Annotated in this window: 16 protein-coding genes; 8 read left to right on the forward strand and 8 right to left on the reverse strand. The window is 69.9% G+C overall.

The window, feature by feature from the left end:
- Positions 1-19: 19 nt before the first annotated feature.
- Positions 20-1,489 (reverse strand): hypothetical protein, encoded by a 1,470-nt coding sequence (locus tag JW364_RS11500; RefSeq protein WP_205333596.1) that lies wholly within the window; start codon positions 1,487-1,489, stop codon positions 20-22.
- Positions 1,486-2,838 carry a glycosyltransferase gene (locus JW364_RS11505; RefSeq protein ID WP_307814773.1) on the reverse strand — a complete coding sequence of 451 codons (1,353 nt, stop codon included), beginning with the start codon at positions 2,836-2,838 and terminating at the stop codon, positions 1,486-1,488. Before JW364_RS11505 ends, JW364_RS11500 begins: the two co-directional genes overlap by 4 nt.
- Before the next feature lie 179 nt (positions 2,839-3,017).
- Between JW364_RS11505 and JW364_RS11510 the strand changes: the two genes are divergently transcribed.
- Positions 3,018-4,349, forward strand: coding sequence for a glycosyltransferase (locus tag JW364_RS11510; RefSeq protein ID WP_242696985.1), 1,332 nt, complete (start codon positions 3,018-3,020; stop codon positions 4,347-4,349).
- A gap of 28 nt (positions 4,350-4,377) precedes the next feature.
- Here the strand turns inward: JW364_RS11510 and JW364_RS11515 are convergent, their stop codons facing one another.
- Genes JW364_RS11515 through JW364_RS11525 form a run of 3 tightly spaced genes read right to left on the reverse strand, consistent with a single transcriptional unit; the run spans position 4,378 to position 7,124 of the window.
- Complete coding sequence (locus JW364_RS11515) at positions 4,378-5,256, reverse strand: glycosyltransferase family 2 protein (protein ID WP_165630240.1); 879 nt, start codon at positions 5,254-5,256, stop codon at positions 4,378-4,380.
- Between the two features lie 39 nt (positions 5,257-5,295).
- Positions 5,296-6,126 carry an ABC transporter permease gene (locus tag JW364_RS11520; protein WP_159370558.1) on the reverse strand — a complete coding sequence of 277 codons (831 nt, stop codon included), beginning with the start codon at positions 6,124-6,126 and terminating at the stop codon, positions 5,296-5,298.
- A complete protein-coding gene (locus JW364_RS11525; protein WP_165630241.1) occupies positions 6,123-7,124 on the reverse strand; it encodes an ATP-binding cassette domain-containing protein in 1,002 nt (333 codons plus the stop codon). The genes JW364_RS11520 and JW364_RS11525 overlap by 4 nt, the downstream gene beginning before the upstream one ends.
- A 600-nt stretch (positions 7,125-7,724) precedes the next feature.
- Between JW364_RS11525 and JW364_RS11530 the strand changes: the two genes are divergently transcribed.
- From JW364_RS11530 to JW364_RS11540, 3 genes are read left to right on the forward strand one after another with little or no spacing between them, the layout of a single operon-like run.
- Entirely contained in the window at positions 7,725-9,182 is a 1,458-nt protein-coding gene (locus JW364_RS11530) for a condensation domain-containing protein (RefSeq protein WP_165630242.1), read from the forward strand.
- 16 nt (positions 9,183-9,198) lie between these two features.
- Positions 9,199-10,695 carry a condensation domain-containing protein gene (locus JW364_RS11535; protein WP_205333598.1) on the forward strand — a complete coding sequence of 499 codons (1,497 nt, stop codon included), beginning with the start codon at positions 9,199-9,201 and terminating at the stop codon, positions 10,693-10,695.
- A 6-nt stretch (positions 10,696-10,701) separates the two neighbouring features.
- Positions 10,702-12,120, forward strand: coding sequence for a condensation domain-containing protein (locus JW364_RS11540; protein WP_137810060.1), 1,419 nt, complete (start codon positions 10,702-10,704; stop codon positions 12,118-12,120).
- 130 nt (positions 12,121-12,250) lie between these two features.
- On the opposite strand, the gene JW364_RS11545 is transcribed toward JW364_RS11540, so the two are convergent.
- On the reverse strand, positions 12,251-12,835 hold the full coding sequence (locus JW364_RS11545) for a TetR/AcrR family transcriptional regulator (protein ID WP_240198985.1): 585 nt from the start codon (positions 12,833-12,835) through the stop codon (positions 12,251-12,253).
- A 191-nt stretch (positions 12,836-13,026) separates the two neighbouring features.
- On the opposite strand from JW364_RS11545, the gene JW364_RS11550 reads away from it, so the two are divergent.
- Together JW364_RS11550 and JW364_RS11555 are read left to right on the forward strand one after the other, a co-directional pair.
- Positions 13,027-14,589 (forward strand): NAD(P)/FAD-dependent oxidoreductase, encoded by a 1,563-nt coding sequence (locus tag JW364_RS11550; protein ID WP_137810059.1) that lies wholly within the window; start codon positions 13,027-13,029, stop codon positions 14,587-14,589.
- Positions 14,590-14,615: 26 nt separating this feature from the next.
- The gene (locus JW364_RS11555; RefSeq protein ID WP_137810058.1) at positions 14,616-15,443 is read left to right on the forward strand and encodes an SDR family oxidoreductase; all 828 of its coding nucleotides are present in this window, start codon (positions 14,616-14,618) and stop codon (positions 15,441-15,443) included.
- A 332-nt stretch (positions 15,444-15,775) separates the two neighbouring features.
- On the opposite strand, the gene JW364_RS11560 is transcribed toward JW364_RS11555, so the two are convergent.
- Positions 15,776-16,726 (reverse strand): glycine betaine ABC transporter substrate-binding protein, encoded by a 951-nt coding sequence (locus JW364_RS11560; protein ID WP_137810057.1) that lies wholly within the window; start codon positions 16,724-16,726, stop codon positions 15,776-15,778.
- Between the two features lie 58 nt (positions 16,727-16,784).
- Positions 16,785-17,405 (reverse strand): MarC family protein, encoded by a 621-nt coding sequence (locus JW364_RS11565; protein WP_058252719.1) that lies wholly within the window; start codon positions 17,403-17,405, stop codon positions 16,785-16,787.
- A 42-nt stretch (positions 17,406-17,447) separates the two neighbouring features.
- Here JW364_RS11565 and JW364_RS11570 point away from each other — a divergent pair, with 42 nt between their 5' ends.
- Both JW364_RS11570 and JW364_RS11575 read left to right on the forward strand, forming a co-directional pair.
- A complete protein-coding gene (locus JW364_RS11570) occupies positions 17,448-18,533 on the forward strand; it encodes a magnesium and cobalt transport protein CorA (RefSeq protein ID WP_058252770.1) in 1,086 nt (361 codons plus the stop codon).
- A gap of 46 nt (positions 18,534-18,579) precedes the next feature.
- On the forward strand, positions 18,580-19,239 hold the full coding sequence (locus JW364_RS11575) for an endonuclease (RefSeq protein WP_065632810.1): 660 nt from the start codon (positions 18,580-18,582) through the stop codon (positions 19,237-19,239).
- The last annotated feature ends 8 nt before the right edge of the window (positions 19,240-19,247 follow it).

Raw genomic sequence — 19,247 nt, forward strand, 5'->3', positions numbered from 1 at the left:
GCTTCACGAGGTGTCATGATCACCAGATCTCATGGGGCAGACCCCAGGCCGTCAGTTCCCGGTCGAGCAGGTCCGCGACCACGGCATCGGAGGGAAAACTCGTCTCGTCGCAACCGAGCACGGTGAAGGTCACCTGATCACGGGTGCGGACCAGCCACGACTGGACGCCGTCACCGAAGCGCTGGCCGACCGAGGCGTCGACGCCCTGAGCCATGCCGCGGAATGCGACCTTGCGCGCCGACCGCCCGCCGAGCACCGTTGCCTCCGGGGGGATGTCGCCGAGGTTGGAGATCACCGCGTCGGGGATCCCGTTGCCCGCGCTGACCAGCTTCACGATGACCGCGGGCGGCAGGAACCAGGCCAACGGCCGCAGGTGGATGTGCGGTGCCCGGCGACCCTCCGACAGCCGGACGAAAGCCGCCTTGCACGCCGCCCGGATGCCGCCGAGATCGCCACCGGCGACCGGCTCGTCGGTGAGGTACACCGACACACCGGCGATCGGGTTGGACCGGGTGTCCGCCTCGCTCTCACGACGGTCGACGGGGACCCCGACCTTGATCGGATTCGGCAGCGGCGCATGGCCACTGGAGCGCAGCAAGCCGGTGACCACCGCGATGAACAGCGTGTTCGCGGTGCCGTCGTGCTCGGCGGCGACCCGGTCGAAGTCCGTCGCGGGGACCGTCGCGGTCGCCCAGGTGAAGTCGGCGGCCGGCGACCGTTCGGCTATCGGCGCGCGGACCGGACGCGGGTCGGGTTCGGGGCCACCGGCCTTGCGCTGCTCGAGTGCCGCCCGCACGAGCCCGGCGAGGACCGCGCCGGCCTGCGACCCGGCGTCGGCGAGGTCGCCGATCCGCTGCCGCCGCCACGAGACCGGCGGACGCGTCGTCGCCGCCGGATCGGCCCCGGACGCCCGGTCCGCGTCGCGAGCCAGTGGCACCTCCGACGCCGAGGCGGCCTCGGCGGCCGCCGCGAGCATGCCGCGACCGTCGGTGACGACGTGCAGGGCACAGAGGGACACCACCGTTCCACCCGACGCGGTGGGCGCCGACCGCAGGCGCCAGCACCGCCCGCCCTCGGCGTCGAGGGGAACCGAGGACATCTCGGCGGTCGCCCAGTCGTCGATCTCCGCCTCCGGCACCGGTCGGCTGTCGGCGGCCAGCCCGGGTGCGTCGGGCGCGGCAACCCACCGCGGGCGGGCTCCGACGACATCCGGTACGACGAGCATGCGGTTGAGGCGCCCTCGCGCGAACGCGGCGTTCATCGCGGTCAGCGTCTCGATCGAGACCTCCTCGTCGAACACCCACACGAGCTGGAGCACCACCGACCAGCCGAGTGCCGGCGTGACGAACCAGAACGGGGCGTCCTCGGAGGTCAGGCGCTCGCCTCGGATCGCCGCCCGCTCGTCGCGGAGCCGGGCTGCGAGGCCACGCAGACCCGGTACCCGCCCGGCGTCGGGTTGTTCGGCCATGGGCGACTTCGTCGTCGTCATACGTCCACCTTCGTTGCGCTGTGACTGTGTGGTCCCGGTGGGAGCCGTGGCCCCGTGCTCGAGCTTGTCACCGAACGCTCGATCTCGCGCACGGCGTCCCCGAGCGCCACATCCTCGGCCACCAGGGCGTCGCGGAGCCGTCCGGACCGCTCGGCGGCTGCGGGATCGAGCATCGACGCGACGGCGTCGGTCAACCGGTCCACGTCCAGGTCCCGTCCCGCGCGGGCCATGGGCATCGCCACGCCGACCCCCAGGCGTTCGAGTTCGACGCCCCAGAACGGCTGATCCGCGCCGTACCAGCAGACGACCGACGGCCGGCCCGCGCGCAGAACGGCCGCCGTGGTTCCGGCGCCGCCGTGGTGGACCACCACCGCGCATCGGCCGAAGACCGTGCGGTGATCGACCTGGGACTCGATCCGCACCGCCTCGGATGCGATCTCGGCCCGGACCTCGGCGTCCAGTTCGGTCCAGCCGGCGCACACCAGGACTCGTCGACCGAGCCGCCGACCGAGTTCGGTGACGACGCGCAAGGTGGCCGCCTCTCCCCGCAGCGGCATGCTCCCGAATCCGACATAGATCGGGGCGTCCCCGGCGTCGAGCCAGGACGTGAGCGCGTCGGACCCGGCGACGGGCTGGTCTGCCGGCGATCCGAGGAAACCGACCGTCGGACGACGACGAACCGCGGAGTCGGCGGTCCACCTGCGTTCGTGCTCCACGCCGAACATCGGGTCGTAGGCCTGCAATTCGAGGCCGGGCGCTGCCCGCAGTCGGGCGGCGTAGGACGCCGACGGCTCGGGCGACCCGAGGTGCATGCGCAGCCGGCGCTCTCGCCGTCGGGTGAGGACGGCGAACGCGGCGTCGTAGGCGGCCCATTGCGTCCGGACGGCACGCGGTCCGCCCGGGAGGTGACCGGGCACCGGTGCGACCCGACTGTTACGCCGCACCGGCGCGTGATGAAGGGAGATCAGGGGGACGCCGGCGGACTCGGCGAAGGCGAGAGCGGGCTGTTCGGTGATCAATCCCGTGACGATGACATCGGCACCGTCGACGACCTCGGCCATGTCGGAGACGAGCTGGTCCCACCCGGCGTTCCGGAGCGACAGCAGCACGCGCAGCCGTCGCAGCGGATGACGGCCGGCCTGCTTCCGGGCTCGCGCCACCGACTCGAGGTGGGCCCGGGTGTCCACGCCGAGACGCACGACCTCGAGCCCGGTGATGCCGTCTGCCCAGTCCAGAGCCGGCCCGATCATGTTGGGCGGCACCCCGAGACGTACGTCGTGTCCGCGCCGGGCGAGCGCGCAGGCCAGCACCGTCGCCGGTTGGACGTCCCCGCGGGTTCCGTTGATCACGAACGAGATCCTCATGCCGACCGCCCGGTGATCCTGGTTCCCGGCCGGGTGGTGATCCCGGTCTCCGGCCGCGCGCCGCGGTGGCCGACCGTGTTTAGAATCGGTCCCGATCCGCCACCGCCGGGCACGGGTCGCCCATCCGACCGCACCCAGACGTGAGGGGTTCGACGTTGAGGTTCGTGATCGCAGTCAACGGCAGTCGCGGCGATGCCCAGCCGGCCGTCGCCCTGGCCGCCGAGCTCGTGGGCCGGGGCCATATGGCGACTCTCGCGCTGCCACCCGACCTGGTCGACTTCGGCAGCGGCGCAGGGGTTCCCACAGAGTCGTACGGGTCGAGCACCCGTGCCCTGCTCGACTCGGAGATGGTCCGGGAGGACATGCGGTCGAAGAACCCCCGGACCCGGTTGCGTGCGGTGTCGGCGATGTCGGTGCGGGATGGCCGGGCGATGCAGCAGCGGTTGCTCGAACTCGCCGACGGCGCGGATGCGATCATCGCGAGCAGCGCCGGTCAGGAACGCGCCCACAATGTCTCGGCGGTCCTCGGCATCCCCCACATCCCGTTGCACTACTGCCCCATCCGGCGCAACAGCTCGGTGTCGTTGCTCGCGCACCTGGGCATCGACGCCCCGGCGATCGTCAACGACCTGAGCTGGCGCGTCGCCGAACGCGCCCTGTGGCTCGCCACCCGCTCGGCGGAGACCACGCTGCGGGCCGATCTCGGACTGTCGCCGCTGAACCACCCGTATTCCGAACTCATCGGCCGTACCGGCGTTCCCGAGATCCAGGCCTACGATCCGGCCCTCTTCGACGGACTCGCGACCCAGTGGGGCCGGCGCCGGCCGCTGGTCGGGTTCTTCACCCTTGCGGCCGCGCAACGCGCCGGGGTGGGCGACGCCGGACTCGACGGGGCCTCGGGAGCGGGGACGCTGGCCGACTGGCTCGACGCCGGCGACGCCCCGGTGTACGTCGGCTTCGGCAGCATGCTGCCCGCCGACCCCGACGGTCTGGCCGATGCATTCCGTACCGCAGCGCGGCGACTCGGGATCCGCCTGCTGGTGTCGGGCGGCTGGAGCGGTTTCATGTCGACCGAATCCGGCTCTGCCACATCTGAATCCGAGGCATCGGGACTCACGGATGCGATCCGCGTCGTCGGACACGTCGATCACGACACCGTGCTGCCGCGGTGTCGGGCCGCGGTCCACCACGGCGGCGCGGGTTCGGTGGCCGCCGGGTTGCGTGCCGGCCTGCCGACGCTGATCACGTGGGTCGGCGCCGATCAGCCGATCTGGGGCCGGGCGGTGAGCAAGGCCGCGGTCGGGGCCACGCTGCCGATGGCTCGGGTGACAGCGGAGTCGCTGATCGGCGCCCTCGACACGATCCTGGACACCGAGGTCCGGGGACGGTCCGCCGAGCTCCGCAGTCGACTCATCGCCCCCGACGAGGCCGTACACACGGCGGCCGACATCGTCGAGGACACGGTGCGCGTCACGACGGTGCGCGGCGCCGGCTGATCCCGGAACGCCGACCGACCGCCCGACCCTACGGGAGGACTCGATCGGAACCACCGCCCCGCAACAGGTTTCGCGGGTCGACGCGCCCGGTCCGGGAGTCGTAGGACCGCAACACGACAAGTCGTAGCGCATGCGCGACCGTGATAGCGGGCACGTACACCGCCGCCGAACCCGCTGCCAACCCGAAGCGACGGTGCAGCAGGAACGTTCGCGGCAGGAAACTCATGTAGCGGACGAACGGCACCATGCCGGTCTCCATCCGGCGCGGTGACACCCCGACGGTCAGCGAGCGGAGAAACGCGTTACGGCCCCCGGCGTCACCGACACACAGTCCCATGTCGACGTCTTCGAAGATGTTGCGTCGCATGCTGACACGGTCCCGGATCCGCACCCAGGTCGCACGGCGCAGCACCATGTTCGAGCCGTAAAGGACAGGCACCTCGGACACGGACTTATCGCTCCGCAACTTGTTCAGCGGGTGCAGCCGGGTCTTCCACCGGTCGAACCTGCCGGCGAGCGGCACGTCGTAGGCCTCCCCGCGCCCGCACAGGGCCGCCCAGTCACCGCGGACATCCGCGGTGAAGAACTCCACGATCGTCCGCGCCCAGTCCGGCGGCACCCGGGTGTCGGCGTCGATGCGGGCGATGAGATCACCGGTCGCGGCGTCGAGTCCGGCGTTGCGCGCGTAGACCAACCCCTGTCGTGCTTCGTCGATCACCCGGACACGGGGATCAGCCGAACACCAGGCATCGATCACCGCCCGGCCGCCGTCGGTCGAGTTGTTGTCCACCACCACGATCTCGGTGATCTGGTCGAACTGTGCGGCCAGGCGGGTCAGGCAGTCGCCGATCGTGTCCTCCTCGTCGAAGACCGGGACGACCACCGAGAAGGTGAGCGGCGTGCCCATGATGGCTACTCCTTGCGCTGATCGGTTCGGTGCGGACACTCAGGTCCGCCGCATGTAGGTCCGCAGGGTCACCGGCACCACGACGGCGAGGACGGCCGCCGCGCCCACGAGCGTGTAGGCGATGTCGGTTCCCACGTCCTCGCCCGCGGCCAGTCCGCGCGCTGCCGTGACGAGATGGGACACCGGATTCGCCGACGCACAGGCCTGCATCCATCCGGGCATGGTGTCGATCGGGACGAGGGCGTTCGACACGAAGGTGATCGGCATCAGCACGAGCATCGAGACGCCCTGGACGGTCGACGCCTTGTCGAGCAGGACGCCGAGCAGCGCGAAGATCCAGCTCAGCGAGAATGCCACCACCACGATCAGGACACAGGCGATGGCGACCCCCACGGGGCTCGCCGGCCGGTACCCCATGATCACCCCGACGCAGACCGTGATGGCCGAGGCCACCACGTACCGCAACGTGTTGGCCACCAGGGCGCCGGCCAGCGGCGCGATGCGCGCGATCGGCAGCGATTTGAACCGGTCGAACACCCCGCGATCGAGGTCCTCGCGCAGCTGGACGCCGGTGACCACCGACGCCGCGACACACACCTGAACCAGTACGCCGGGAATGAGCAGCGGCAGGTAGCCCACCACGTTCCCGGCGATCGCGCCGCCGAAGATCGAGGAGAACATGACCGTGAACACGATGGGCAGCACGATGACGTCGAACAGCTGCTGCGGGTTGTGTTTGATCTTCAGCAGGCCACGATGGGTCATGGTGAGTGACTGCATCACCGCGGCGGTCGGCCGAACCCGGTCGTGGGGTTCGGCCGGGGCGTCGCCGGCGGCGAGTGCGCTCGGCTGCAGGGAACCGGTGGTCATGCGCGGGCTCCAGCCGAATCCGCCTGTGCCGCCATCGGTGCCGATCGCGTGGGGTCGCCCCCGTCGGTCAGCGCGAAGAACACCTCGTCGAGGGTCGGGCGCACGACGTTGACCGACGTCAACCCGAGCCCGCGCGCGCGGAGCGCACCGAGGATGTCGGCGAGGGGGTCGATGTCGGACATGGGCAGTACGAGGATGCCCTCGCCGCGCGCGACCGTCGCCTCGCCGTTCGCGGTGAACGGCGCGCACACCTCTGCCGCGGCGATCAGATCGTCCGCATCGGCCAATTCGAGTTTCACACTCATGTCGCCGACTCCGGCTTTCAATTCGTCGGCGGTCCCGTCGGCGACCACCCGGCCGCGATCCATGACCGCGATGTGATCGGCGAGTTCATCGGCCTCGTCGAGATATTGGGTGGTCAGCAGCACGGTCGAACCGCGCGCCACCATCTCACGAACCGTCTGCCACATCTGCGCCCGCGTCCGTGGGTCGAGTCCGGTGGTCGGCTCGTCGAGGAACAGCAGGCGTGGCCGGGTGATCAGCGAAGCCGCGAGATCGAGGCGCCGGCGCATCCCGCCGGAGAAGTGCCCCACCCGGCGGGTGGCGACCGCCCCCAGCCCGAATTCCTCGAGCAGTTCGTCGGCACGCACCCGGGCGCGGCGGCGCGACGACCCGATCAGACGACCGAAGATCATCAGGTTCTCGCGAGCGGTGAGATCCTCGTCGACCGAGGCATATTGCCCCGTGACCCCGATGAGCGATCGAACCGCCGTCGCCTCCGCGACGACGTCGTGCCCGAAGATCCGAGCGTCCCCGGCATCCGGGCGCAGCAAGGTCGCGAGCATGCGCACGGTGGTGGTCTTGCCCGCACCGTTGGTTCCGAGCAGGGCGAACACCCCGCCCGCGGGTACGTGGAGGTCGACGGCGTCGACCGCACGCGTCCCGCCGTACTGCTTGGTCAGACCGTGGGCCTCGATGGCCGGGACGGTCGTGGACATGGCACCCCCGATGCGTGTGGTCGACTTCGAACGGGCCCGCTCGCTCCGCTGCCGGCACCCTTCTCGGCCCACGGTAGGTGAGCTCCCCGGGTGCCGCAACGTGACCTGTCCCGGCATACCGTGCTGCCCGGCAATGCATTTCGGCGCAACCCGGCCTGACCGCGCATTCCCTCCGATGCCACCCCTGTGCGGCAGCCGCTCGTCATGAGTTCTTTACATGAACGCAACGAAACGCCCTTGACCGCAAGGCCGAACACCCAGCACGGATCAGAACCCTCTGTCTCGCAGCGCGATTCCGAAACCGGCGGTGCGTCCGTGCACACCCGGATACCGTCCCCGTGATCAAGCTCACGGACTCCTGCCGCTGCACATGTCCGATGCGACCGCTTAGGCTCGGTTCAGACACAGGCGGCAGTGATGCGGTCCGTTCGACCGGAGAGACCTCCGGAACGTCGTCGGACAAGGTCGTGCGCGTGCATCGGGGTACGGGCGATTCCTGTTGTCTCAGATCAGAACTCATGGGCCGGGGGGCCATGCCGGCGAAGGCGTGGCATGGCGTCGCGGCCCGAGAACGGATGACCGACGCATGGACGACCGCGAATGAAGTTCACCGAACTGTCCGACTATCCCGTCCCGCCCGGGACGGTGACGATCTGGACACCGACCACACGCGCGGATTCCGCGGGCTGGCACACCGATCCGCGACCGTTCACCTACGACCAGTCCGCCTCGATACGACGGTCGACCGCCTACGACTCCGACGAGACCTCCTGGCTCGGGGCCATTTTCGAGATCGACGATGATCTCGACGACGAGCACTTCGATGCCTGCCTGCGGGGGTGGATCACCCGGCACGAAGCCCTCCGCTCGACCTCGGACCCGACAGCCGACGACCCGCACGACGGCCGCCGCACCTACCGCGGTGCGCATCTCGGCGTCGACGCCGAGGCGGTCGGCGGATTCGACTCGGGAGACGACGTCCGCGAGCTGCTCACCGCGGTCTTCGACACCAGGCTCGCGCCGACGCGGTGGCCGCACTGCATCGTGGCCACGATCGAGTCCGAGCGCGGCTTCACCGTCGCCTTCGCCGCCGACCACGTGGTGATGGATGCGTACTCGATCCTGTTGAGCATGAGCGAGATCCGCCGGCTCTACCTCTCCCCACGGCGCGGCTCGTCCACCGAGATGGCGGAGGTCGGCAGCCACCTCGACTTCAGCGTCCACGATCGGGCGGTGGGACTCGGACTCACCGTCGATCACCCCGTCGTCGCACAATGGCGCGCCTTCCTGGACAGCTCCGCCGAGACCCCGGGCTTCGACCTCCCGCTGGTCCGTCCGCACCTGCAGACCCGGGACCGTGCGCGCACCCCGCGCCAGCGCGGCATCTCCGAGTATGTCGCCACCGACAACCAGGCGACCTTCATGACCTCGGCGGCGCGTGCGCGCGGACACGGTACCCAGACCGCGGTGTTCGCCGCCCTCGCGGTCACCCTCCGCGCACTCACCGGCCGGGACACGCTGCGGCTCACGATGCCGATGCACACCCGATCCGAGGCACGGTATGCCGGGTCGGTCGGCTGGTATGTCGGTCTGGCGCCTCTGGAGGTCGACCTCACCGCCGCCCACACGTTCGACGACGCGCTCGACGCGACCGCGGCCGCCATCGACACCGTGCGCCATCTGCCGTCCTTCCCCTACCAGCGCATCGTCGAACTGCTCGGTACCGGCGGCGAACCCGAGTTCGTGGTGTCGTATCTCGACATCCGCCACGTCCCCGGGGCGGCCGAATGGGAGGCGGCCCGCGCGCAGATCCTGCGGGGCGGCTCACGGTCGGACCGCGAGGTCTACCTCTGGATCGCGCGTGTACCCGGCGGGATCACCCTGTCCGCCCGGCATCCCGGCCATGACCCCGCCGACGCGAGCATCCGCGACCTCCTCACGACCTACGCAACAGTGCTGCGAGCGCTCGCCACCACCGGCACCGGACTGCCCCTGTCCTCCTACACCCACGCGAACTTCGCCGGCGCCACCGCGATCGACGGCGCCCGCCCCGCATGACCGACGAGAGGACCCGATGAGAATCACGGCCATGGGCAACTGGCGCCCACAACCGGGGACCGCCGTGCGATTCGATCCGACCGAGGCGTGCCGCGCGGCCGCGGCGGCCACACCCGTCCACACCGCACCGGTGACCTTCCTGGCCCAGAACCACGTCCGCGGAGCTGCGGTGGCACGGGCCGCGGGCCGTACCCATCGCGGATACCTGGGATCGGGCACGGAGATCGACGGCGACCTCGACACCGCGGCACTCGGGACCGCCCTGACGCTCTTCGTCCGGCGACATGAGGTGCTGCGCACCTGGTTCGAATGCCGCGACGGAGAGGTCGCCGCCCATGTCGTCGACCCGTTCGACATCGAGTTCGAGGCACACGTCGACGGCGAACTGGCGAGCACCGAGGACATCCACCCCTATCTCGTCGACCGATTCGACCGCGAGACCCCGAGCGACTCCTTCCCCGGCTTCTCCTTCGGAGCCGTCCGCCGCCCGGGCGGCTTCGCAATCTTCCTGGCGTGCGATCACGCGCTTTCCGACGGCGCCTCACAGGCCCTCGCCCTCGACGAGATCGCGCAGATCTACGCCGAACTGATCCGGCCGAACGGGCACGGCCGCCCCGAGCCGGACCCCGCGACGCCGGCCGCCGGGAGTTACTTCGCCTACGCGGCCGCGGAAGCGGAGGTGACCGCCGAGCATCTGGCCGGGTCGCCCGAGACCAGGGCGTGGCAGGACATCTTCCGACGCCACGACCTGCAGATGCCGCGCTTCCCACTGGACCTCGGCCTGGGGCCGGGAGAGACGGCGCAGGTGGCCGGGGTCGAGGTCTCACTGCTCGATCGTGGCGGCATCGTCGCCTTCGACGCCGTCTGCCGGGCGGCGGGGGGTCGGTTCGTCGACGGCATCTACGCCGCCATCGCCGTCGCCGACCGCGAACTGGCCGGCGCCGACGACTACTACGGCATGACGGTGTTCAACACGCGTGCCGCGCTCGACGGGTACGCGACGTCGCAGGGATGGTTCTGCAACTTCGCCCCGGTCGAGTTCTCCCTCGCCGGCGCGTCGACGTTCTCCGAACTCATCCCGGCGGCCCATGCGGCCCGTCGCCGCGCTCGTGACCTGGCCGGCGTCCCGGTCGCCGCCGCACTGGCCGCCATCGCCGCCGCCGGGGCCACCCCGGACGCGATCATCACCGCACCGAACCTGTTGTCGTACATCGACTTTCGCTGGTTTCCCGGCTCCTCGCGCGAGGCCTTCCGGCGCGGTGCGCTGTTCACCGGGGAGGGGCGCACGGCCAACGCGTCGGCGTGGATCAATCGCGATCACGACGAGCTCTACCTGGGTAGTCAGATCCCGGGCACGCCCTTCGCCGAGTCGGTGGCCCGCCCCTACTACGAGCGGCTACGCGACATCATGACCGACATCGCCGCCACCGGCGACCGGCGGATCCAGGCGCCGGCGGCCGGTTCCGGGCGATCTGCCCCGCCCACCGACTCGGCGCTACGCAGAGGAGCGTGAGCGGGCGTGCACGTCACCACCATCGATCGCTACCACCCACCCGCCGGCGAGCTGCTGACCTGGACCGTGGACGTCTCGGCCGCCCGGCCCGAGATGTCCGACGTACCACCGTCGTTCAACCAGACCGTGCACCTGGCCACGGCCGGTGACTCGAGTACGTGGCTGGCCGCCGCGTTCACCGTCCGCGGGCGCGTGGACCGTGCGGCGCTCGGGTCCGCCTACCGGGCGCTCATCGCCCGGCACGGCACCCTGCGGTCGTCGTTCTCGGCGGGTCCCACGGGAATCCGGCGACACGCTTACGATCCGGACGACCTCGTCCTGCACCTCGGCAGCGTGGTCGACACGACCGCCGACACCGTCCTACGCGACCGGCTTCGCGACACCCTCGATCACGCGTGTCATCCCTTCGGTTACCCCGCGTTCCTGTTCGCGGCGATCGACCGCGACGACGCGTCGACGATCATCTGCGGATTCGACCACTGCCATGTGGATGCCTACTCGATCTCCATCGTCATCGACGACCTGCACCGGTTGTACGACGGATACCGTTGCCACGGAGAGCTTTTCGATCCCTCCACCCTGGCGATGAGCGGGAGTTTCGTCGACTTCTGCGCCGCGGAGTCAACAGCGCCCCCGGTCGCACTGTCCGACCCGCGGATGCGCCGGTGGCTCCGGTTCTTCGACGACCGGGACGGCACACTGCCCACCTTCCCGCTGGATCTCGGGGTCGAACCCGGCGCCACCGCGCCACAGGCCACCGAGGTGCGCGCACTCCTCGGCCGGCGGGAGACGGAGCAGTTCGCCGAGTTGTGCCGGCGCAGCGGCGCGAGCGTGTTCGGCGGGACGCTGGCCGCGATGGCCGACGCCGTGCGCCGCTGCGGCGGCGGACCCGAACTGCCCCTTCTGTTCCCGATGCACACGCGACGGGAAGAGAGATGGCGCAACGCAGTCGGATGGTTCACCACCAATGCCCCGCTGCGGGTCGTGGGCACCGGCGATCTGCTGGGGACGATCCGGCGTACCGGGCCCGAACTCCGTCGCGCGGTCACGCTCGGCGAGGTTCCCGTCCCACAGGTGATCGAGGCGATGGGCGGACTCCGTCGCACACGCTCGGACATCTTCATGGTGTCCTATGTCGACTACCGGCTGCTGCCCGGCGCCGACCGACACCGGACCATCGACGCCCATCACATCTCGAACGCGACCACCGCCGACGACGCGCAGTTCTGGATCTCGCGCACGGACGACGGACTCGCGCTGCGGGCCCGGCACCCCGACACGCTGACCGCGCACCGCACCATCCGCCGGTTCACCGACGAGCTGATCCGTACTCTGCGAGCGGGCGTCGAACTGGCGGCGGCCGGCGACACCGACATCGAGGAGCTGGACGGAGGCGCGGACACCGCGCACGTGGTCGGTCTCTGACCACCAGGTTTGCGAGGTCGCGAGGGGATGGTCGCTCTCGGCCTGCTCCTGCGCGGCCGATCGGTGCCGGCCGGTACCCGCGACACGGGACCGGTCGGCGGTCAGCGGATCTGAACCCGGTCCCCGGCCTCTACTGGATCGTCGCCGCCGCGAGGGCGGGAAGCGCGGCGGTGATCAGGGCGAGCAGTTCGTCCCGGGTGAGCGCTTCGGCGTCGACCGGCTCGGCGGTGAGCCAGCGGATCGTCGTCTCCTCGACGAACGCGATCCAGCCGTGCACGCTCATCACGACGACCGGGGTCACCTCGACCCCGAACACGGGTGCGTGGTCGAGCACGCGGGCGACCATCACCTCCCGGGTGCGGTCGAAGACCTCGCGCATCGCGGCGTCCGAACTCGAGGCCCCGCGGATCAGCGCGGTGTAGGCGGTGCGGTTCTCGCTCACGTAGTCGACGAACGCGGCCATCGATGCCGAGAGGATGGCGATCGGGTCGCCGAGGGACTCGTCCGGCTCGGTGCGGGCGAGCATCCGGTCGGCCTGGGCCTGTGCGATCGCGACGTGGAACTCCTGCTTCGACGCGAAGTAGTGGAACAGCAGGGCGCGCGACACCCCGGCGGCATCGGCGATTGCGTCGATCGTGATCTCCTCCAACGGCCGGTCCCTGACCATCGCGAGCCCGTAGTCGATGAGCTGGTCACGACGTGCCTCGGGACTCATGCGCGTGCGCTTGTGCGGCGCGCGCCGGTGGTCACCTCCGTCGTCGCCGGTCGTCTCGCCGCTGATCGTCTTGCCGTTGATCACCGACACCGCGCACATCCTCGTCTACTGGCCACGCGGCCAGCCTACCCTCTATTGAGGGTTGTTCAATAGCTATTGACACGTGTTCAGTACCACCTTATGGTGACACCATGACAACGAACGATGTAGAGATCGCCATCATCGGTGCCGGCTTCTCGGGTCTGGGCGCCGCGGTCCGTCTTAAGCAGAACGGTTTCGACGACTTCGTCCTCCTCGATCGCGGCAGCGACTTCGGCGGGACCTGGCGCGACAACACCTACCCGGGCGCGGCCTGCGACGTCCCCTCGCAGCTCTACTCATTCTCGTTCGCGAAGAACCCCACCTGGTCGCGGTCCTACTCTCACCAGCCCGAGATCCACGACTACATCAACGGGGTCGCCGACCGGTTCGGAATCGGCGCGAAGGCGCGCTTCGGCACCGAGGTGACGCGGACCGCATGGAACGAGGACGAGGGCCGTTGGATCATCGACACCCTGCAGGACGGCAAGACCGATCAAGTGCGGGCACGAGTCCTGGTCGGCGGTGTCGGCCCGCTCTGCGAGCCCAACCTCCCCGACATCGAGGGCATCGAGTCCTTCGAGGGCAAGATCGTGCACTCCGCGCGCTGGGACAACGACCACGACTTCGGCGGGCAGCGCGTCGCGGTGATCGGGACCGGTGCGTCGGCGATCCAGCTCGTTCCCGAGGTCGCGAAGGTCGCCGGGCGCCTCGACGTGTACCAGCGGACCGCACCGTGGATCGTCCCCCGCACCGAGCGCGCCTACAGCTCCGTCGAGCACTGGGCCTACAAGAACGTCCCCGGGTACCAGTCCGCGGTCCGCGGTGGCATCTACGCCGCCAACGAGGTCGTCGCGTTCGGTCTGACCTACTCCCCCAAGGCCCTCAAGCCGGTCGAGTTGCTCTGCCGCGCCAACATCCTGCGCGGCATCGGCCGCGACGCCGAGCTGCGGCGCAAGGCCACCCCGACCTTCCAGGTGGGCTGCAAGCGCATCCTGCGGTCCAACGACTGGTACCCGGCCCTCGCCCGCCCGAACGTCGATCTCGTGACCGACGGCATCGACCGCATCACCCCGACCGGGATCGTGTCGAAGGACGGCACCGTCCGCGAGGTGGACGTGATCGTCGTCGCCACCGGATTCCACGTCACCGACTCCCCCGTGTTCGAGAAGATCATCGGCAAGGACGGCCGCAGCCTCGCGCAGGTGTGGAACGAGATCGGTATGCAGGGCTACAAGGGCTCGTTCGTCCACGGCTTCCCGAACATGATGCTGATGGTGGGCCCGTCGACCGGGCTGGGCCACACCTCGATGGTGTACATGATCGAGTCGCAGCTGAACTACCTCGTCGATTATCTGAAAACCTCTCGCGCGCTGGGGATCACCCGGACCGAGGTGAAGCTGTCCGCCCAGCAGGAGTTCAACGCCGGAATCCAGCACAAGCTGCGCAACAGCGTGTGGGTGAACGGCGGGTGTGCCTCCTGGTACAAGGACGCCAACGGCAACATCACCACGCTGTGGCCGGGCTTCACCTTCGCGTTCCGGCAGACGACCCGTTCCTTCGACGTCGCCGCCTACGATGTGACCCGCGGTGCCCGGCGATCCGCCGCACCCGCGGTGCCGGCCGCTTCCGCCACCGGCGACGACATCGCGTCGCCCGCCACCGCCAACGCCTGACCGAACCCACCCACAGGAGACAAGACATGAAGGACTTTCGCGGCAAGGTCGTCGTGATCACCGGCGCCGGTTCGGGAATGGGCCGTGACATCGCCGTCAAGCTCGCGCGTCGCGGTGCGCGGCTGGCCATCTCCGACGTCACCCCCGACGGCCTGGCCGTCACCGAGAAGCTGGTGACAGAGGCCGGCGCCGAGGTGCATTCGCAGCTGCTGAACGTCGCCGAGCGCGAAGCGGTACTCACCTACGCCGACACCGTCGCCGAGCACTTCGGCGTGGTCAATGTCGTGTTCAACAACGCCGGCATCGCCCACCACGGTGAGATCGAGCGCACCGAGTTCAAGGACATCGAACGGGTGATGGACGTCGACTACTGGGGAGTCGTCAACGGCACCAAGGCGTTTCTGCCGCACGTGATCGCGTCCGGGGACGGGCACATCGTGAACACCTCGTCGTTGTTCGGCTTGCTGGCCGAACCGGGCCAGGCCGCCTACAACTCCGCCAAGTTCGCGGTGCGCGGATTCACCGAGGCGCTGCGGCAGGAGATGATCATCGCCAAGCACCCGGTGGAGGTGTCGTGTGTGCATCCCGGCGGGATCAAGACCGCGATCGCCCGCAACGCCACCGTGTCCGGGGACCATGACCAGAAGGCCACGGCCGCGTTCTTCGACCGCTACCTCGCCCGGATGACGAGTGAGGATGCGGCCGAGGTGATCATCGAGGGCGTCCGGAAGAACAAGGCACGCATCCTGGTCGGCACCGACGCCAAGATCCTCGACCTCGCAGTGCGCCTCGTCGCCTCGAAGTACCAGTGGGTGTCGGCGAAGCTCACCGGCTGGGCGCTGTCGAAGGCGTAATAGGTCCGTGTTCGCGCACGGGTCGTGACACCGACACGCGGTCGGGGCGTGTCGGTGTCACGGCGCCGGGAGCGAAGCGAGCGGGCCGAATGAGCACGGCGCCGGGAGCGAAGCGAGCGGGCCGAATGAGCACGGCGCCGGGAGCGAAGCGAGCGGGCCGAATGAGCACGGCGCCGGGAGCGAAGCGAGCGGGCCGAATGAGCACGGCGCCGGGAGCGAAGCGAGCGGGCCGAATGAGCACGGCGCCGGGAGCGAAGCGAGCGGGCCGAATGAGCACGGCGCCGGGAGCGAAGCGAGCGAGGCCGAATGAGCACCGCGTTGTCGTGTCTTCCCTACAGCCCGTGTTCGCCCAGCCAGGCCAGCGCGACGTCGCGCGGGTCCGCACCGCCGTCGACCTCGGCCGCCATGGTGGCGAGATCGGCGGTGGTGATCTCGCCCGCCACCTTGTTCATGGCCTTCACCTGATCGCGGTTCAGCGCCGCGGAACGGAACACCGGGACCAGCACCTCCGCCCGCGGACCCGACTCGTCCGCGGGTTCGGCAGCCGCGGCACCGTCCGCGGTGTCGCCGCCACCCGGTGATGTGCGGAGCGCCTGGACCTCCGACGACGCCCCGTCGGCGTCCTCGCCGGCGATCTCGAGGGGGGTCAGCAGTCCGACCGCGCCGCCGTCGGCGGCACGTCGGAGCACCTCCTCTCCGGTGGCGGTGACCTCGACCGGACCGAAGGCACAACCGGCGTCGGCGAAGGCACGCATCGTCGAGTCATCGGGTTCGGCGACGGCCACGACCGGCAGGCCCGCCGGCAGTCGGCCGCAGTCCTCGAGTCCGGTGGCGCCGACGTCCCCGGCGAGGGCCGTCGACACGAAGATCTGCGGCGCCGCCGATACCGGCGTCTCATCGCCGACCGAAACCCCTTGCGGGAGTGCGCGGTTCAGGTCGTTGTAGACGTCCTCGGCGCCGATCGCGGTAGACGACGGAGACAACAACGTCAGCAGTTCCCCGGTGAAGGCGGGGAAGAGATCGAGCGCAGCGCGGTCCATCTCGTCCAGCAGCGCCGGCGCGTCGCCACGGAGCTGGTCACCGGACACCACCGATCCGGAATTGCGCAACGCTCCCGCGTACACCTCGGCCATCACGCGCATCGCCGGGTCCTCCGACGAGCCGATCACCACCCCGCGCGGTGGAGACGACGAGTCGTCGGCGCACCCGGCGATGACCACCGCCAGGACGACGATCAGACCGGCCACCGTGATGAGACGTTTGCGGACACGACGTTCAGTCACCCCGCCACCGTATCCGCAGCACGTCCCACGTCCGAACGAGGCGGGTCCCCGGGTCGGCTCACGCTCCCTCGGCAATGAATCCCATGACGGAGTCGGCGATGAGCTGCACGGCGATCGCGGCGAGGAGCAGGCCCGCGATCTTGGCGAGTAGCGTGATGCCGCCGATGCCCAGGATGCGGATGAGCGCCGTCGAATAGCGCAGGACCAACATCACCACCAGGTGAACGCTGACGATGGCTGCCGCGATGGCCAGATAACCACCCGATCCGGCGTCGACGCCGCTCACACCGACGATGACCGCGGCGATGGCACCCGGTCCGGCGAGCAGCGGGGTGCCGAGCGGCACGAGCGCGACGTTGACGTCGTCGGCGGCCGTTGGCTTGCCGGCGTTGCCGAGGCCGGTGAGCAATTGCAGCGCCACGAGCAGCAACAACAAACCGCCGGCGCCCTGCAGCGCCGGGATCCCGATGTGGAGATAGTTCAGGATGGCTTTGCCGGCGACGGCGAACACACTGATCACCAGGAGGCTGACGAGCGGCGCCTGCCAGGCCGCGCGCCGCCGGTACTCCGGCGAGCGTTGACCGACCAGGCTGAGGAACAGCGGGATCTGGCCAGGCGGGTCCATGATGACGAGCAGCGTGATCAACGTCGTCGTGTACACCGTGACGTCGAAGGACACGTTCGGAGAGTGTACGGGGCCCGCCGGGTAGCATCGGCACTCGTGCCCTCGATCCCCCGGCCTGGTCCGCGCGGGTTGTCACCGCGCCGCGAGCGCCGCCCGCTCCCCGAGATCCGCGTCCCCGTGGCGCGGGCGATCGTCGATTGCGCGGTGTACGTCGACGGCCACCGGCAACCGGGACGGGTGAGCTACACCGAAGGTCTCGCCCGGGTGCGGGCCGCCGGCGAGGGCTTCGTATGGGTCGGACTCCACGCCCCCGACGACGCTCAGATGGCCGACGTCGGCGCCACGTTCGGCCTTCACGAACTCGTCGTCGAAGACGCGGTACACGCGCACCAGCGGCCGAAGCTCGAGGTCTACGACGACACCCAGTTCCTCGTCCTGCGCACCGTGCAGTACATCGAGCACGAGACGATGGCCAAGGCGAGCGAGGTCGTCGAGACCGGCGAGATCATGGTCTTCGCGGGGCCGGACTTCGTACTGACCGTGCGCCACGGCGAGCACACCGAACTGTCGGAACTGCGCCGTCGCCTGGAGACGCACCCCGAGCGTCTGGCCCTCGGCCCGACCGCGGTGCTGCACGCCGTCGCCGACAAGGTCGTCGACAGCTACCTCGCCGTCACCGACCGGATGGACGCCGATGTCGCGGCGATCGAGGAGGTCGTGTTCGGTCGGCAGGGTCACGCACTCGACATCGATCCCGTCTACCTCCTACGGCGCGAGGTGCTCGAACTCCGTCGTGCGGTGACACCGCTGGCGGCCCCGCTGCAGAGTCTCACGGCAAGCGGTAACCCGTTGGTGCCCAAAGAGATCCGACGCCAGTTCCGCGACGTCGCCGACCATCTCACCACCGTCATCGACCGAGTCCTCGAGTACGACGAGCTGCTCACCTCCCTCCTGCAGGCCGCGGCGGCGAAGGTCGGTATCCAGCAGTCGACCGACATGCGCAAGATCTCGGCATGGGTCGCGATCGCCGCGGTGCCGACCATGGTCGCCGGGATCTACGGCATGAACTTCGACCACATGCCCGAACTGCACCAGGAGTGGGGTTATCCCGTCGTGCTGGGCTGTCTGGTGGCCCTCTGCGCGACGCTGTTCGTCGTGTTCCGGCGCAGTCACTGGTTGTGACCCGCGACTGGGATTGCCCACGCACCGGCGTGGGTAACCGGCTTCGATGACCCGCACGGACCACGCCGAGGACACGGCGCGACAACTGATCGACCGCGCCGGCCGCACCTACGCGCAGGACGCCGGCATCACGCTGAAGAACACGCCGTCACCGCTCTTCGAGCTGTTGGTGCTCGCCCTGCTCCTCAGTACGCGGATCTCCGCGGACATCGCGGTGGCCGCCGCGCGCGAACTGTTCACCGCCGGTTACCGGACCCCGGAGAAGATGGCCCGCGCCGACTGGCAGAAGCTGGTCGACGCGCTCGGCCGCGGCCACTACGTCCGCTACGACGAGAGCACCGCCACCCGCCTCGGCGAGGCGGCGCAGAAGGTCCTCGACGACTACCACGGCGATCTCCGTCGGCTCGCCGACGACGCCGACTCCGACCCCACCCGCGCGGCGGAACTGCTCCAGGATTTCACCGGCATCGGTCCGGTCGGGGCCGACATCTTTTTGCGTGAGGTGCAGTCGGTGTGGGAGTGGGTCGCACCGCGTTTCGACAAACGCGCGCTCGCCGCCGCCCGGGACCTCGGACTACCCGAGGACCCGGCACGGCTCGCCGATCTCGCCGACGGCCGGCCCGAGGTGCTGGCAGCGGCGCTGGTGCGTGTCTCGCTCGACAAGCAGTTGCGCGCGGAGATCGCCGGATCCGACAACCGGGCCTAGGCTGGGAC

Origin of the sequence: Gordonia sp. BP-119 (genome assembly GCF_016924115.1) — a bacterium.
Classification (GTDB): domain Bacteria; phylum Actinomycetota; class Actinomycetes; order Mycobacteriales; family Mycobacteriaceae; genus Gordonia; species Gordonia hongkongensis.